This window comes from Corynebacterium sp. HMSC08C04 (assembly GCF_001807495.1).
GTDB lineage: Bacteria > Actinomycetota > Actinomycetes > Mycobacteriales > Mycobacteriaceae > Corynebacterium > Corynebacterium simulans.
In genome coordinates, this window is sequence record NZ_KV789195.1 from 70,580 (window position 1) to 86,607 (window position 16,028).

General features: G+C 58.8%; 9 protein-coding genes and 1 pseudogene. 6 read left to right on the forward strand and 4 right to left on the reverse strand.

Annotation, left to right across the window (positions count from 1 at the left end):
* Positions 1 to 38: 38 nt before the first annotated feature.
* The gene (locus HMPREF3169_RS01700) at positions 39 to 1,415 is read left to right on the forward strand and encodes an NAD-dependent succinate-semialdehyde dehydrogenase (RefSeq protein WP_070455511.1); all 1,377 of its coding nucleotides are present in this window, start codon (positions 39 to 41) and stop codon (positions 1,413 to 1,415) included.
* Positions 1,416 to 1,538: 123 nt separating this feature from the next.
* Here the strand turns inward: HMPREF3169_RS01700 and HMPREF3169_RS01705 are convergent, their stop codons facing one another.
* The 4 genes and pseudogenes from HMPREF3169_RS01705 to gabT all read right to left on the reverse strand — a co-directional run bounded on the left by HMPREF3169_RS01705 (position 1,539) and on the right by gabT (position 9,936).
* On the reverse strand, positions 1,539 to 6,299 hold the full coding sequence (locus HMPREF3169_RS01705) for a putative Ig domain-containing protein (protein ID WP_371440997.1): 4,761 nt from the start codon (positions 6,297 to 6,299) through the stop codon (positions 1,539 to 1,541).
* A gap of 12 nt (positions 6,300 to 6,311) precedes the next feature.
* A pseudogene (locus HMPREF3169_RS13560) lies at positions 6,312 to 6,947 on the reverse strand (aromatic amino acid transport family protein); the annotation flags it as partial.
* Between the two features lie 147 nt (positions 6,948 to 7,094).
* Positions 7,095 to 8,576, reverse strand: coding sequence for an NAD-dependent succinate-semialdehyde dehydrogenase (locus HMPREF3169_RS01710; protein WP_070455514.1), 1,482 nt, complete (start codon positions 8,574 to 8,576; stop codon positions 7,095 to 7,097).
* Between the two features lie 31 nt (positions 8,577 to 8,607).
* A complete protein-coding gene (gabT, locus tag HMPREF3169_RS01715) occupies positions 8,608 to 9,936 on the reverse strand; it encodes a 4-aminobutyrate--2-oxoglutarate transaminase (protein ID WP_062035700.1) in 1,329 nt (442 codons plus the stop codon).
* A gap of 144 nt (positions 9,937 to 10,080) precedes the next feature.
* Here gabT and HMPREF3169_RS01720 point away from each other — a divergent pair, with 144 nt between their 5' ends.
* The 5 genes from HMPREF3169_RS01720 to HMPREF3169_RS01740 all read left to right on the forward strand — a co-directional run bounded on the left by HMPREF3169_RS01720 (position 10,081) and on the right by HMPREF3169_RS01740 (position 15,957).
* Complete coding sequence (locus tag HMPREF3169_RS01720; protein ID WP_070455516.1) at positions 10,081 to 11,589, forward strand: PucR family transcriptional regulator; 1,509 nt, start codon at positions 10,081 to 10,083, stop codon at positions 11,587 to 11,589.
* An 83-nt stretch (positions 11,590 to 11,672) separates the two neighbouring features.
* A complete protein-coding gene (locus HMPREF3169_RS01725) occupies positions 11,673 to 12,605 on the forward strand; it encodes a carbohydrate ABC transporter permease (RefSeq protein ID WP_371326279.1) in 933 nt (310 codons plus the stop codon).
* A 16-nt stretch (positions 12,606 to 12,621) separates the two neighbouring features.
* Positions 12,622 to 13,446, forward strand: coding sequence for a carbohydrate ABC transporter permease (locus tag HMPREF3169_RS01730; RefSeq protein ID WP_070455518.1), 825 nt, complete (start codon positions 12,622 to 12,624; stop codon positions 13,444 to 13,446).
* A 64-nt stretch (positions 13,447 to 13,510) separates the two neighbouring features.
* A complete protein-coding gene (locus tag HMPREF3169_RS01735) occupies positions 13,511 to 14,833 on the forward strand; it encodes an ABC transporter substrate-binding protein (RefSeq protein ID WP_070455520.1) in 1,323 nt (440 codons plus the stop codon).
* A 44-nt stretch (positions 14,834 to 14,877) separates the two neighbouring features.
* Positions 14,878 to 15,957, forward strand: a complete 1,080-nt coding sequence (locus HMPREF3169_RS01740; protein WP_061920917.1) for an ABC transporter ATP-binding protein — start codon at positions 14,878 to 14,880, stop codon at positions 15,955 to 15,957.
* The last annotated feature ends 71 nt before the right edge of the window (positions 15,958 to 16,028 follow it).

Sequence of the window (16,028 nt, forward strand, 5' to 3'; positions counted from 1 at the left end):
GCTCTAAAAAGAGCTGGATCACACAACAAGGAGTATTAATGTCTAACACTTACCGAGTTCAGAACCCTGCTACTGACGAGATCGTCGAGACCTTCGACTCCGCCACCGACGCCGAGGTAGAAGGCGCACTGGCGAAGGCCGCCGCAGCCTACCGCGAGTGGAGCGCGCGCCCGATGTCCGAGCGCGCGGAAATCGTTGCTCGCGCAGCACACCTCTTTGCGGAGCGCAAGGAGGAGCTGGCCAAGATTGCCGCGGAAGAGATGGGCAAGCCTATCTCCGAAGGCATCGAGGAAGCAGAGTTCTCAGCGGCCATCATCAAGTACTACGCCGATAACGGCGAGGAGTTCACCAAGGATCAGCCGATTCCGGCTTCTGCCAATGGCACTGCGGTAATCCGCCGCCTGCCCATCGGCCCGCTGCTTGGCATCATGCCGTGGAACTTCCCCTACTACCAGATTGCCCGCTTCGTGGGCCCGAACCTGGTCCTCGGCAACACCATTATCTTAAAGGACGCAGAAATCTGCCCTCGCTCCGCACTCGCCGTGCAGAAGATCATGGATGACGCTGGCATTCCAGAAGGCGTGTACAACAACATCTTCGCCACCCACGAGCAGATTTCCACCATCATCGCGGATCCACGCATCCAGGGCGTTTCCCTGACTGGTTCCGAGCGCGCCGGCGCCATCGTGGGTGCCCAGGCCGGCCAGCACCTGAAGAAGGCAGTGCTCGAGCTCGGTGGATCCGATCCTTATATTCTTCTCGATACCGACGACGTCAAAGAAGCAGCCAAGCTGGCGTGGACGACCCGCATGTACAACACGGGCCAGGCCTGCAACTCCAACAAGCGCATGATCGTCATGGAAGACATCTACGAGGAGTTCGTGGCTGAGCTGACCAAGCTCGCACAGGAAGCAAAGGCAGCGCCTGCCGACGCCCAGGGTGAGGGCACCTACTCCTGCCTGTCCTCCCGTGCGGCGGCGGAGACCCTGCACGATCAGATTCAGCGCGCGGTGAAGGAAGGCGCTACCCTGCGCGCTGGCGGCGAGCTGGCGGACAAGGGCGCCTTTGTCTCCCCGGCCGTTATCACCGACATTCCAGTCGGCTCCGACATCTACTACGAGGAGTTCTTCGGCCCGGTTGCCGTGGTCTACCAGGTTTCCTCCGACGAGGAAGCGCTCGAGCTGGCCAACAATACCCAGTTCGGCCTGGGCGGCACCGTCTTTTCCAAGGACACCGAGCGCGCAGCGGCCATCTCCCGCCGCCTCGAGGTGGGTATGGCCAACGTCAACACCCCGGCCGGTGAGGGTGAAGAGCTGCCTTTCGGCGGCGTGAAGCGCTCTGGCTTCGGCCGTGAGCTCGGCCCGCTGGGCATGGATGAGTTCGTCAACAAGCAGATGTACTACATCGAAAACTAGTCCTGCTGGCTTGCCGCCCACGCTCATACGCAAAAGGGAGGCTGTCACTAACCAAAGCGTTAGTGACAGCCTCCCTTCTTTTGATTAAGCCCTAGGGCTCAATCAGTTGAGCTTGCCAACTGACTAGTCAGAAGATCCGGTGGAAGACCCGTCGTCGGAAGCACAGGCATCGTAGACCAGACCGCCTACCAGAAGTCCGGCAGCCACGAGGGCAAGACCGGCGCCTAGCTTGCGCACCTCCGGGGAAATCTTCGCGTTGAAGGCCGCGAGCTGGCGATTAGCCTGCTCGACCTGGCCGGCCAGCTGCGGGTTGAAGATACCCAGCTGCTTCTGCGTCTGAGTGTTGAACTGCTGCCACTGGCGTGCCAGCTGTGCCTGCATCTCAGACAGACCTGGAATGCGAACCTGTGCTGCCAGACCTGCCGGGATGAGCAGCAACAGTGGCAGCCCCACTGCCAAGCCGGTAGCCACACAACGCTCAGAAGGCTGGTAGCTCGAGGAACCATCCGAAGAGCCATCAGAAGACCCATCCGAGCTGCCTGGGTTCTTGCCGGGGTCAGTACCCGGATCAGTGTTCGGCTCGGTGACGGTCACGGTGATGCTGTCGATTTCCTTGTCGGAGTCATCGCGGACGATGACGGTTACGGTATCGCCTGGCTTGGCGTCTGGCTTGATGGTGACGATGACATCGCCGTTCTCTTCCAAGGTCGCGGAACCTGGGCCGGTGGTCTTATCGACGTTGGCACCTGCCGGTACCTTGCCGCCGACATTTGGAACCTTCACGACGCCACCAGCCGGGGCCTTCGCATCGTTCCAAGACGGTTCATCCGGGGTTGGGTCGGTTGGATCCGTCGGGTCGGTCGGGTCGGTCGGATCCGTCGGGTCGGTTGGGTCGGTCGGATCCGTCGGATCGGCTGCGACGACGTCGATGGTGAACGTCGTGGTGGACTTGTTTCCAGCGGCGTTGGTTGCCGTGATAGTAACCGTGCTGCGGCCAAAGGCGCTCGGCTTGCCGCTGATGGTGCCGGTAGCTGGGTCAAATTCGACGCCAGTAGGCAGGCCGGTTGCGCGCAGCGTTGCTGCTGGGTCATCGCTGTGAACGGTAACTTCAGTGACGTCTTCGCCCAGCTTCACGGTCTGATCCGAAATCGGGTCAAGCTTCGGCGCGCTGGTATCGGCCGGCTCACGGACCACGATGGTGAAGGTTTCGTCGGTGGCATTGCCGCTGGCATCGGTGACCGTCACGGTGACCTCGTAGGTGCCCGGCTTGGTCGGGGTGCCGGTGATGGTGGCAACGCCGTCAACGGTCTCAAGCTTCACGCCATCCGGCAGACCGGAGGCCGTTACCTTATCCGTGTCCGAATCAGAAGAGACCCGAATCGTTTCAATCGGCGTATTGGCATCGACAGCCTGATCTGCAATCGGATCCACCTGCGGACCGGTTGCATCCTTTACGGTGATGGTCAGCTTCTTTTCGGTAGTATTGCCTGCCGCATCGGTGGCGGTCACCGTCACTTCATAGGTGCCCGGAGTAGTTGGCACACCGGAAATCTCGCCGGTGGACGCGAAGAACCGAACGCCATAAGGCAAGCCAGTCACGGTCAGGGTAGCCTGCGGGTCATCCGAGGTGATGTGAATCGGGTCAAGCTCGGTGTCTTCCGTGACGGTCCGATCGGCGACGCCGTCTAAGGAAGGCCCCTCAGAATCGACCACGGTGATCGTGAACTTCTCGACGGAAGACTTACCGTCGGCGTCAGTGGCCGTTACGGTGACCACGATGGGGAAGTCACCCGCGCGGGTTGGAGTACCCGAAATCGTATTGGTATTGGTGTCGTAAGTAACGCCGTCCGGCAGCCCGGTCACGGTGATCGTCGTAGAAATCGACGGATCCGTCACGGTTGGCTTAATCTCCGTAATCGCTTCCCCTAGCGGCACCTTCTGATCCGAAATTGGTTCCAGAACCGGCGCTCCAGGGTCGACGACGGTGATGGTGAAGGTCTCCTTGGTCGTGTTGCCCGCGGCATCGGTGACAACCACGGTCACGGGGTGCTCACCAGCGGTGGTTGGCGTGCCAGAGATGGTCCGGGTTTCTGGGTCGAAGCTGAGACCAGCAGGCAGGCCGATGACCGTCACGGTGTCGCTCGGATCGTCGCTGTCTACCTTGACAGGAGCGATGGCAACGCCCTTCTTTACCGCTTGATCGTCGATGGGGTTGACCTTCGGAGCAGTGGAATCGCTGACCGTGATGGTGAAGTCAACGTAGGAGGTGTTTCCGGCCGCATCGGTTGCCAGGACGCGCACTGGGTAAGTGCCCGCGGTGGTTGGCGTGCCGGAAATCGTGTTGGTAGCGGCGTCATACTGAACGCCCTCTGGCAGGCCGACTACGGAAATCTTGGCATCAGGGTCATCCGCCTTGACAACGATATCTTTAATGGCGCTGCCGGCAGCAACGTCTTGGTCACTGATCTCGTCCAGCTTTGGCCCCTGGGCATCGGTGACGGTGATGGTCGAGGTATCGATAGCCTTGTTGCCCGCTTCGTCGACCGCGGTCACGGTCACGGTGTAGGTGCCCGGCTTGGTTGGGGTACCGGTGATTAGTCCCGTCTCTGGGTCAAAAGTCATGCCATCAGGTAGGCCTTCAACCGTTACCTTCGCAGAAGGATCATCTACGCGCACTGGAATCGGGTTGGCCTCAGATCCCGCAGCGACCGTGCTATCGGGCAGCGGCTGGATGACTGGTGCACCGGCGTCATTGACGTTGATGTTGAAGACTTCTTCGGTGGTATTGCCAGCGTCGTCCTTAGCGGTGATCGTCACTGGGTAGCTTCCCGGCTTAGTCGGGGTGCCCTCAATCTGCTTGGTATCGGGGTTATAGCTCAAACCCTCAGGCAAGCCAGTGACTGTCAAGGAGGTCACCGCAACGTTGTCCTCAGCGGTGATCTCAATTGGCGTGATCGGGGAATCCGCGGGAACGGTAGGATCCGAAATCGGCGCGATCTGCGGCGCGGTCTTATCGGAGACGGTGATGACAAAATCAACGGGCTGCGAGGTATTGCCGGCGGCATCGGTAGCCGTGACCTTAATGGTGTAGGTTCCCGGCTTCTCTGGGCGGCCGGTAAAGGTGTTGGTCACGGGGTCGAAGCTAACCCCCTTCGGCAGGGTCTCCGGATCAACCTGGACGGTAGCATCCGGATCATTTACCGAGACCACGACCGGCTTAATCGTCTCGTTCAGAGCGATATCCTGCTTCTCAATCGGATCGATGACCGGGGCGGTCTTGTCTTCGACGGTGATGGTAAACGGTTCGTAGGACACGTTGCCCGCTGCATCAGTTGCCGCAATAACGACATCATAGGTACCCGGCTTAGTCGGGGTGCCGGAGATTTTCTTGGTCTCGGGATCGTAGGTCACGCCCTCGGGCAGGCCCGTGACTTCAATCTTCGCGTTCGGATCATCGGTTTTGACCGGAATCTCAGTGATTTCGTCACCTTCCGGGACGCTGACGCTGTCCACCGGAGTGATGCGAGGCGCCGTTGCATCGTTTACCGCGATGACGAAGGTCTTAGTCGTGGCGTTGCCGGCGGCGTCCGTTGCGGTCACGGTGACCACAGAAGAGCCGGTTTCCTTCGGGGTGCCGGAGATTTTCTTGGTCTCGGGATCGTAGGTCACGCCCTCGGGCAGGCCGGTGACGGTCCAGGCGAGATCCTGCGCTGCGGTGGAGTTGTCGGCCGGGTTTAGGCTCATCAGATCGATGGGTTTGATGGCCTCCCCCTGGTTAATCGTCTGATCCTCCGGATCATCGAAGGTAGGCGCGGTGGCATCGCCCACGAACAAGACAACGGTCTGCTTCGTGGAGTTACCGGCTGGGTCGGTGGCGGTAACGGTAACTTCGTAGCGCCCCGGAGTGGTCGGGGTGCCCGTGACGAGCCCCGTTTCGCTATCAAAGGTCACGCCCTCGGGCAGGCCGGTGACTTCGATCTTCGCGGTTGGGTCAGGACTGGTGACAGGCTCCAGGTTGAGCGGCTGATCTTCAGGAACCGAGACGTCGCGAAGCGGGCGCAGAGCCGGGGCAACGGTATCGGTGACCTTGATGTTAAAAGTCTTCTCGGTGACGTTTCCATAAGGATCAGTTACCTTGACGGTGACCGGGAAGTTCTTGCCATCTGGGCTCGTGACTTCAGTCTTTGGTGTACCAGAGATGATGCCCGTGGTGGGATCGATACTGACGCCTTCTGGTAGCCCGGACGCGCTGAACTTAGAATTCGGCTCATTGCTGGTCACGTGGATCGGCTCCAAGGCGGTGCCGTTTTCCACGCTCACATCAGCGATATCGTCCACCTTCGGCGCGGTGGTGTCGGCTACCTTGAGAAGGAATTCCTGGGTCGAGGTATTGCCGGCGGCATCGGTCGCAGTCACCGTAATTGGGTACTCTCCCGGTGCCTGCGGGATTCCTTCGATCTTGTGGGTCTCCGGGTTATAGGTAACTTCTGGTGGCAGGCCCGCGACTACAACGTTGCTGACGGACTTGTCGAAGTTATCGGTGACGTCTACTGGAATTGCGGTGATCGGTTGACCGGCCTCTGCGGTGGCGTCGTTGATCTTGGCAATGGTCGGCGCCTTGGTGTCGGTAACAGTAACGACCAGGTTGGATACAGAGTTATTGCCCTGGGGATCGGTGGCCGATACGGCGACCGTGTAGATGCCCGGTTCGGTTGGGGTACCTTCGAGGGCACCGTTTTGCTCGTTCCAGGTCATGCCCGGCGGGATATCACCTTCCACGGTGACGGAGGCTTTAGGATCGTCCACCTTGATCGGAATCGAAGCAGGCTTATCCTCTGGGACGGTGGCATCCGGGCTGGTGAGAACCGGCGCGGAAGTATCCACGACGTTGATACTGAATGCAGTTTCGGTGACATTTCCGGCGGCATCGGTGACGCGGACGTTAACTGTCGACGCCCCGGTGGCCGACGGAGTACCGCTAATGGTTCCGGTCGCAGGATCGTAGGTGACGCCATCTGGCAGGCCACTGACCTCAACGCTGGTCACACCGACGTTATCCGTCGGCTTAACCTGAATCGGGGAGATGGCTTTGCCCAGCTCTAGGTTCTGCGAATCGATCTGCGCAATCTCCGGCGGGATGCCGTCAGTGACCGTGACCTTGGCATTGACGAGGTCGCCGGAGCCCGAGGCGTAGGCGATGAGCGCGCCGACGCCGTTGACGATAATCGCCACGAAGACCAGCCAACGGCCCCACTGCCCCAGATAGTGCTCCGCCAAACCGGAAACCTGCAGAGGCGCTTTTGTGCGCATCGCACTTTCCGCAACATAAAGCATAGAAATCGTGGTCAGGGTACCCGCAACGAGAAGCGCAATAACGAGCGCCATGAATCCGCCGTTTCGCGCGGCATAGGGAATGGAAAGAATGCCTGCACCAATGTTGGTGCCAAAAATAAGGGCAATGCCTTGGACGAAACTCAAGGCCGGCTTCGCAGCCTGCGAAGCAGCCCCTCCAGACTTTTCAACAACCGTCATATTTTCTCCCGAATCTAAAATAGAAATATAAGTAACTGCGCATGGAACAACTGCGCCCCTCGGCACCCTCTCCTTTTTCTGCAAAAAGTGAGGGCGCCGAGGGGCAATGCCTGTAAAAATCAGCTCGCTGAGGCTTGCCGGTTAGAGCTAAGGCTTAGCGATGTAGCGCACGGAGATGTACTCCTCGATGCCTTCGGCACCACCTTCGCGGCCGAAGCCGGATTCCTTGATGCCCCCGAATGGAGCGGCCGCGTCAGAGATAGCGGAGCGGTTGATGCCCACCATGCCTGCCTCCAGCGCGTGTGTCAGGTATTCCGCGGTGTGGAAGTTCTCGGTGAAGGCATAGGCTGCCAAACCGAACTCGGTGTCGTTGGCCTTCGCCACGCCCTCTTCCAAAGTGGAGAAGGTGGTCACGGTGGCTACCGGCCCGAAGATCTCCTGGCGCAGAATCTCGGCGTCGTCAGGCACGTTCGCCAGAACGGTCGCTGGATAAAAGAAGCCGGCGCCATCCGGGCGCTCGCCGCCGGTGGTGGCGGTAGCACCCTGCTCGAGCGCGCGCTCGACCAACTGAGCCACTCCGTCGCGCTGCTTCGCGCTGATCAGCGGACCAAGCGTGGTGCTTTCTTCCAAACCATGGCCTGCCTGGATAGCAGCCATCTTCTCGGTCAGACGATCTGTGAACTCCTCAGCCACTGCCTCGTGCACGATGAAGCGGTTGGCCGCGATGCAAGCCTCACCGCCGTTGCGCATCTTCGCCTGCATTGCGCAGTCAAGCACTAGGTCGAGGTTGGCGTCCTCGTGGACCAGGAACGGGGCATTGCCACCCAGCTCCATGGAGGTGCGTTGCAGATTATCGGCAGACTGGCGCACCAGAATCTTGCCCACACCGGTCGAGCCGGTAAACGTCACCTTGCGCAGGCGCGGATCCGCCATGAGCTCGGAGGACAGCGCGCTCGACTGCGTGGTGGTCACGATGGAGAACACACCAGCCGGCACCTCGTGGCGAGCGAATACCTCTGCGATGACCTCACCCAACAGCAGCATGGTCAACGGGGTTTCCGCAGCGGGCTTAACCACGACCGGGCAGCCAGCGGCGAAGGCCGGGGCAATCTTGCGGGTGGCCATGGCCAGCGGGAAGTTCCACGGAGTGATTGCCAGCACTGGGCCCACCGGGGTGTGGGAGACGGTAATGGAGCCGTTGCCGGCCGGCGACTGCGAGTAGCGGCCCGGAATGCGAACTGCTTCCTCTGCGAACCAGCGCATGTACTCAGCACCATAGGCCACCTCGCCCAGCGCTTCCGCGTAAGGCTTTCCCATCTCCAAGGTCATCACGCGCGCGAAGTCTTCCTTGCGCTCAATAATGGCGTTGAAGATGTCAGTGAGGATGATAGAGCGCGTGCGCGGCGCAAAACCGGCCCACTCCTTTTGCGCGGCGTCGGCAAGCTCCAGCGCGCGCATCCAGTCAGCGGAGGTTCCATCTGCAACGTTGGCAATGACTTCTTCCGTTGCTGGGTCGAGGACCTCGAAAGTGGCGCCGCCGGTGGCTGCGACGTTCGTGCCCTCCAGCCAAAGGCCAATTGGCAGAGAACCCAACAGCTCAGAAACCTGCGAATAATCAAAGTTTGTCATTTGCTTCTACCCTTTTGGCTGCAGCCCAGACTTACTTGTACTCGTTGAACTGCTTGACCACTACTTGCAGGGCCTCGCGCCACAGATCCTCCGGGATGGCCAGGGAAGGCAGGAAGCGGATGACGTTGTGGTCAAGGCCGCAGGTGAGGATGAGGACGCCCTCTGCCTTTGCGGCATCTGCAATCTTGTGGACGAGCTCGGAGTCTGGCTCGCCATCAGCGGTGACGAACTCGAGTGCAAGCATGGCGCCACGGCCGCGGAACTCGGCGACGCGCTCGTCGCCCAGGATTGGCTCCAGCTCCTCGCGGGCAATCTTTTCCAGGTTCAGTGCGCGGGCGCCAAAGTCCTTCTCCTCAAATTCCTTAAGAGTGGCCAGCGCTGCCGCACAGGAAACAGGGTTGCCGGTGTAGGTGCCGCCCAAGCCGCCTGGCTGCGGTGCATCCATGATCTCCGCGCGGCCGGTGACAGCGGAAAGCGGCATGCCGGAAGCAATCCCCTTGGCGATGGTGACCAGGTCGGGGACGATGCCCTCGTGGTCGGAAGCGAACCAGGTGCCGGTGCGCATCATGCCGGCCTGAATCTCGTCGACGATGAAGACAACGTCGTTGTCGTTGCACCACTTCTGGATAGCTGGCAGGTAACCCTCAGCTGGGACCACGAAGCCGCCCTCGCCCTGAATCGGCTCGACCACAACGCAGGCGAGGTTGGCTGCGCCGACTTCCTGCTCGATCATGGTGAGGGTCTTCTTGGCTGCTTCCTCACCACTGAGCTGGTCGCGCAGCGGGTAGGACATCGGCGCACGGTAGATTTCCGGCGCGAACGGGCCAAAGCCGTTCTTGTATGGGGACTGCTTTGCGGTCATGGCCATGGTGAGGTTGGTGCGGCCGTGGAAGGCACGGTCCATAACTACAACGCCGCGCTTGCCAGTGTAGTTGCGGGCAATCTTGACGGCGTTTTCCACTGCTTCCGCGCCGGAGTTAAACAGCGCGGTCTTCTTCGGGTGATCGCCCGGAGTCACCTCGTTGAGCTTTTCAGCGACCTCAACGTAGGACTCGTACGGGGAGATGGTGAAGGAGGTGTGAGTGAAGTGCGCGACGGCCTCCTGCACGGCCTTGACGACGGCCGGGTTAGAAGCGCCCGCGGAGGTAACAGCGATGCCGGAGGCCAAGTCGATGAAACGGTTGCCGTCAGCATCAGCGAGGATGCCGCCGTCAGCGTCGACGACGTAGCCCGGAAGCGAAGGCGCCATGCCGGCCGGGATGGCGTTCTTGCGGCGCTCATCCAATGCGGCGCTGGCTGGTCCGGGGACCTCCTGAGCGAGGTGGCGGGTCTGCTCGATGCGGTATTCAAGTTCCTGCATGATTCTCCTTCAATCGTCTTGCTTTGTGATGTGAATCATTGTGGATGCCACGACTAGTCACAGACCATGGACATCGCGTATATATTTAGGGCAAAAGACTATTCACTGTGTCTATCGACGAGTTACTGCAAGAAGGTCCCGGCAATGAGCGAGCTTCGCTTTCAATGGCTGTTTAACCAGCGCAAACTAAACCTGCGCCCGATTCTCGAAGGCCCGCGTGAGTTCACAACCATCCAAGCCAGCGAGTTGCGCGATCCCAGCGAGTTCACCACTCAGGGCGCCATCATCCTGACCTTGGGACTAGCCTTCGAACACTCGCCCAGCGACTTTTCCGCCTATGCGCGCACCCTGGCGGCAGCGGGCGTGGGTGCCATTGGCTTCGGCACTGGCCTGACCTTCTCCACGGTTCCGCAGGAGCTTATCGACGCCGCGGCGCGTCACCACCTCACACTCTTTGAAGTCCCCCGCGCCACGCCTTTCATCTCGATTATCAATACGGTGACTACGGAGCAGACGCGCATCGAGAACAACCTCCAGTTCACCTTGCACCGTCAACAGGAGCGTTTGAATCAGGCGGCGTCGAATGGCACTAATGCGCTGCTGGAGCGGGCGTCGAAAGAACTCGGCGCTGCCGTGGCCGTGGCTAACGATTCAGGAAACGTCATCAATCGTCACGACTTAGGCGAGCTGTCCGCCGTCGAGTTCGCTATTGCCGCGGCAAGCCAAAGCTCGGGACGGACCTCAGGCGCGCGCTCGAGCATCACCAAAGACGGCACGACGATCGCCACCATCACCAACGTGTTTAATACCCACGGCCGGCGGCGCATCGCGCTTGCGGTATCCCGCGAGCAAAAATTCGACTCTTATGACCGCGCATTAACCCGCCACCTTGCCGACTTGGCGGAGATGTTGCTACAAAACCGCGACTCTTCGGCCCGCATCATCCTAGGCGCTCTCGCCCTTGCCACGCAGGTCTCCGGCACCACGCCTGCGCTTGGCGCCACGGCTTTAGACGCCGCTTTCAACTCTGTGGCCTCCCACGGCCGTCTCCACCTCTGCCTGGTGCAGGCCGACTCCCCCACGCGTCTTAGCCGCGCGTTGGGGTTGGTGCATCGTGCGGCAAACAAAGGCGGCTATGCCTGCTTCGTGCTGCCTTTGGAAGGCACGGCGTCGGAAAGCGCGCTCATTGCCCTGCCTCCCGAAACCATCAACGCGCAAGAGCTCTTCGGGCGCTACGCCAAAAACCTGCAGGTATCCGTACTCAAGGACACTCCGTGGGAGGAAATCAGCACCGACCGCGTAACGACCCTGAAGACCCACGCGCGCAGCCTGCCTCCTGGAACCATGGCGGAATTTAGCTCCGACGCCCCCGCCTGGCTCGGTGAATCCGCAGTCCACGAGGCCTTGGGAAAGCGCCGCGCCGCGATCGTCGGAAAGCTTAAGCACCATGACGCCGCACACAATACGGAGCTGCTACGCACCTTGCGCACCTACTTGCTTGCCGACGCCCAGCTAGCCGCCGCTGCCAGCGAGCTTAATGTGCACCGCCACACCGTGCGCGCCCGTATCGAAAAAGTCCAAGCCCTGTGCGGCATCGATCTTGCCAACCCCGTGATTCGGGCGGAGACACTGCTACTTTGCCTTGGTTCTTGAGTATTTTTTCGTTCATCTTTAGTTAGCCAAGTTTTCACCCCACCGGTAGCGGGTTTTAACCTGCGCGGCTTAGCTTCTCCAAAGTGGTTATTAAACAATCGGAGCATAGTCCCGATACAGCTGCTTTACGCAAGAAAGCAGAGGGTAAAAAGCGCCAAGAGTGGTGGCTCGCGCTAGTACTCTTAGCCCCCAACCTCATTTTGTTGGGAATCTTTACCTATCGCCCACTCATCGACAATATCCGGCTTTCCTTTTTTAACTGGAATATCTCGAGCCCAACGTCGACATTCGTAGGTTTTCAGAACTACGTTGAGTGGTTCACGCGCGATGATACCAAGACCATCATCGCGAATACCCTCATCTTTACTTTCTTTGCCGTAATCGGCTCCCTGGTATTGGGGCTCGCGCTAGCTCTCTTGCTCAATCAAAACTTGAAGGGCCGCAATTTCACCCGATCGGTGGTCTTCGCACCTTTCGCGATTTCCGGAGCTGCCATCGGCATTGCTTTCCAGTTCATCTTCGATCCCAACTTCGGGCTTATTCAAGAGATGCTCAGTTGGGTAGGCGTTGAAAGTCCTAACTTCTATGCAATACCCGGTTGGGCGCTGTTCATGGTGACTTTCACTTTCGTGTGGAAGAACCTGGGCTATACCTTTGTCATTTATTTGGCTGCTCTACAAGGCCTTTCCAAGGACTTGGACGAGGCCGCGGCTATCGACGGCGCGTCCACCTGGACGCGTTTCCGCCGCGTGACGCTGCCACAGCTTCGCCCCACTACTTTCTTTCTTTCGATCACGGTGACGCTGAACTCTGTACAGGTCTTCGACATCATCAACGTAATGACCCGTGGCGGCCCACAGGGTAACGGCACTACCACTCTTGTGTTCCAGATTTATCAAGAGACCTTCGTGAACTTCCGCGCTGGCTACGGCGCTACCGCCGCCACAATCATGTTCTTGATCTTGCTGACCATCACCTTGATCCAGGTACGCATCATGGACAAGCAAAACCACTAATGGGAGCGAAGCCTTAATGGATAACACCCTTAAAAAAGTTTTTGGATACATCGGCATCGTCGCCGTCCTCCTGCTGGTTGGCCTACCGCTGTTTTGGATTTTGATGACCTCCTTCAAAGCCAAAGGCGACATCTACACGGATCCAGTAAATTGGCTTCCCCCCAGCTGGGAAACCGCGAACTACAAAGACGCAACCACCCGCGTTCCTTTCTGGACGTACCTGCGCAACTCGGTGCTCATCACAGCTGTGCTGTCTGTGCTGAAGATCGTGCTTGGCGTGATTTCTGCATATGCGCTGGCAATCCTGCGTTTTCCGGGTCGCAACATCGTCTTCCTAGTAGTCATTTCAGCGCTGATGGTACCTTCCGAAATCACCGTCATTTCCAATTACGCACTGGTCAACGCGCTGGGCTGGCGAAATACCTTCGCAGGCATCATCGTGCCTTTGGCTGGCGTCGCATTCGGCACCTTCCTGATGCGCAATCACTTCTTATCGCTGCCCTTTGAACTGGTTGAGGCCGCAAGAATGGACGGCGCTGGACCTATTCGCCTGCTGACAAAGGTCTTGCTTCCGATCTCTTGGCCAACGTTGACAGCCTTCGCAGTGATCACCATCGTCAACGAATGGAACCAATACCTGTGGCCATTCTTGATGTCCGATACTGCCGACGTCGCGCCGCTACAGGTGGGACTAACCATGCTGCAAAACAACGACGGCGTCACCAACTGGGGTCCAGTTATGGCCGCCACCATCCTCACCATCATTCCGATTCTCATCATCTTCCTGGCCCTTCAGAAATACATGATCAAGGGCCTTACCACTGGTGCCGTCAAGGGATAGCCGCAGATGGTTACCTCAACCACGCTCGCCGTTTAATCTTTCTATTTCTACAAGGAGTTAATTCATGGACCGCCGTTCATTCCTCTCTGTTCTTGCACTGAGCACCGCCTCGGTTTCTCTTTCTGCCTGCGCAGGCACTTCCTCCACTGACTCACAGGCTAAGAAGAATTCCTCTGGTTCCGGGGAAGTCACCGAACTGACCTGGTGGTCCAACCACCCGGGTTCCTCGAAGGACATCGAGACCGAGATCATCTCCCGCTTCGAAAAAGAAAACCCGGACATCAAAATCAACCTGATTGATGCCGGCAAGAACTACGAAGAAGCAGCCCAAAAGTTTAACGCGGCACTGACCGGCAGCGACCTTCCCGACATCGTGGTTCTCTCCGATGTCTGGTGGTACAACTTCGCTATCAACGGTCAGATCGCGAACGTCGACGAGCTCGCCAAGGAAGCAAACGTCGACCTTTCCTCCTACGTGCAGCCACTGTATGAGGACTACGCCTACGACGGCGGCCACTTTGCACTGCCATTTGCCCGCTCTACTCCGCTCTTCTACTACAACAAGGACGCATGGAAGAAGGCGGGTCTACCTGACCGCGGACCAAAGTCTTGGGACGAGATGGATAAGTGGGCTACAAAGCTCGCGGATGCAAACCCCGATATGCAAGCCTTTGGCTGGGGCGATGCTGTTGACTACCTGGGTTGGATCTTCCAGGGGCCGCTGTGGTCCAAGGGCGGCGCATACTCCGATGAATGGGAGCTCAAGTTCACTGATCCCAAGACCATCGAAGCCGTCGAGTGGCTGAAGAAGGTCACCGATGAAAAAGAAGGCTACTCCTACGTGGGCAACGATATGGCGATGGAATTTTCCACCGGCCGCGCCGCTGCCACGGTGCTGTCCACCGGTGATCTCAGCGGCATCACCGAAAACGCCAAGTTCGACTTGGGCACCGCGTTCCTGCCGAACCCAAACGGCGATGGTGCTTGCCCAACCGGCGGAGCTGGTCTGGCTATCCCAGCCGGCATCGACAAGAATCGCCAAATCGCAGCGATCAAGTTCATCGACTTTGTAACCAACGACCAAAACACTTCCTACTGGTCGCAGAACGTCGGTTACATGCCCGTGCGCAAGACTGCAATGGAACTGGATGAGCAAAAGAAGTTCATGGAAGAAAACCCGAACTTCAAGACTGCTATTGAACAGCTACCGGATACCCGTCCACAGGATTACGCACGTGTATTCCTCCCCGGCGCCGATCAGGAAATCGGCGGTGCCTTCGAGAAGATCGTGACCAACCGCGATGACGTCAAGAAGACCCTAACCGATCTGGAAAAGACACTGCAGTCTATCTACGACAACCAGGTCAAGCCGGTCATCAAGAAGTAATTCATCTCGCCGCCCCGTCTTCGTACCTGAACTGAGAGGAAACCATGGCAACTGTCACTTTTGATGGTGTCTCGCGGATTTATTCCAAGGACGCCGAACGCCCCGCTGTCGATTCGCTCAACCTCGACATCGCCGACGGCGAGTTCCTTGTGCTCGTCGGACCGTCTGGTTGCGGAAAATCAACGAGTCTTCGCATGCTCGCTGGACTGGAGCCAACCGATTCCGGCTCCATCCGCATCGACGGCAAGGACGTCACGGGCGTTAGCCCATCCGATCGTGATGTTGCCATGGTCTTCCAGAACTACGCCCTCTACCCCAACATGACCGTTGCCCAGAACATGAGCTTCGCCTTGGAAAACCGGAAGATGAACAAAGCCCTCATCAAGGAGCGCGTTCAGGAAGCGGCGAAGATCCTGCAGATGGAAGACCTACTCGACCGCAAACCTGCAAACTTGTCGGGCGGCCAACGCCAACGCGTAGCGATGGGGCGCGCTATTGTGCGCGAACCGGCGGTGTTCTGCATGGACGAACCACTGTCTAACCTCGATGCCAAGCTGCGCGTATCTACCCGTGCGCAGATTTCCGAATTACAGCGACGCCTCGGTACCACGACGGTTTATGTCACCCATGACCAGACAGAGGCTATGACCATGGGCGACCGCGTGGCGGTACTAAATGCGGGTGTTCTGCAACAAGTAGCACCAACTCGGGAAATTTATGACCGTCCCGCTAATACCTTCGTCGCGGGATTCATCGGATCGCCTGCAATGAACCTCTATGACATCAACGCTTCCGTTCTGCGCCGCTGGGGTTTCGAGCAAGCGCCAGAAGGTCCACTTACGGTGGGCATTCGCCCTGAAGATTGGAAGCAGAGTTCTGAAGGCGAAGGCGGCGTAAAGTTTGTCATTCACCATGTTGAGGAACTTGGCCACGAGTCTTACCTCTACGGCGATCTCACTGGCGAGGACGGCACGGTGTTTAGCTCCACTACTCGTCTGGGTGGCAATACCGGTGTGCTCGTGGAACCGCGCAGCCATCAAAGCATCGGCGAAACCATCTGGCTGAAGCCAAATACCTCGAACGTGCATATCTTCGACCGCGAAAGCGGCAACCGCATCAACTAATGGGCAAGGACTAGAGGCAAACGGCAAGCTTCCATAAACCGCCAGTGATTGCACAGGCAGTCCCAGCGACC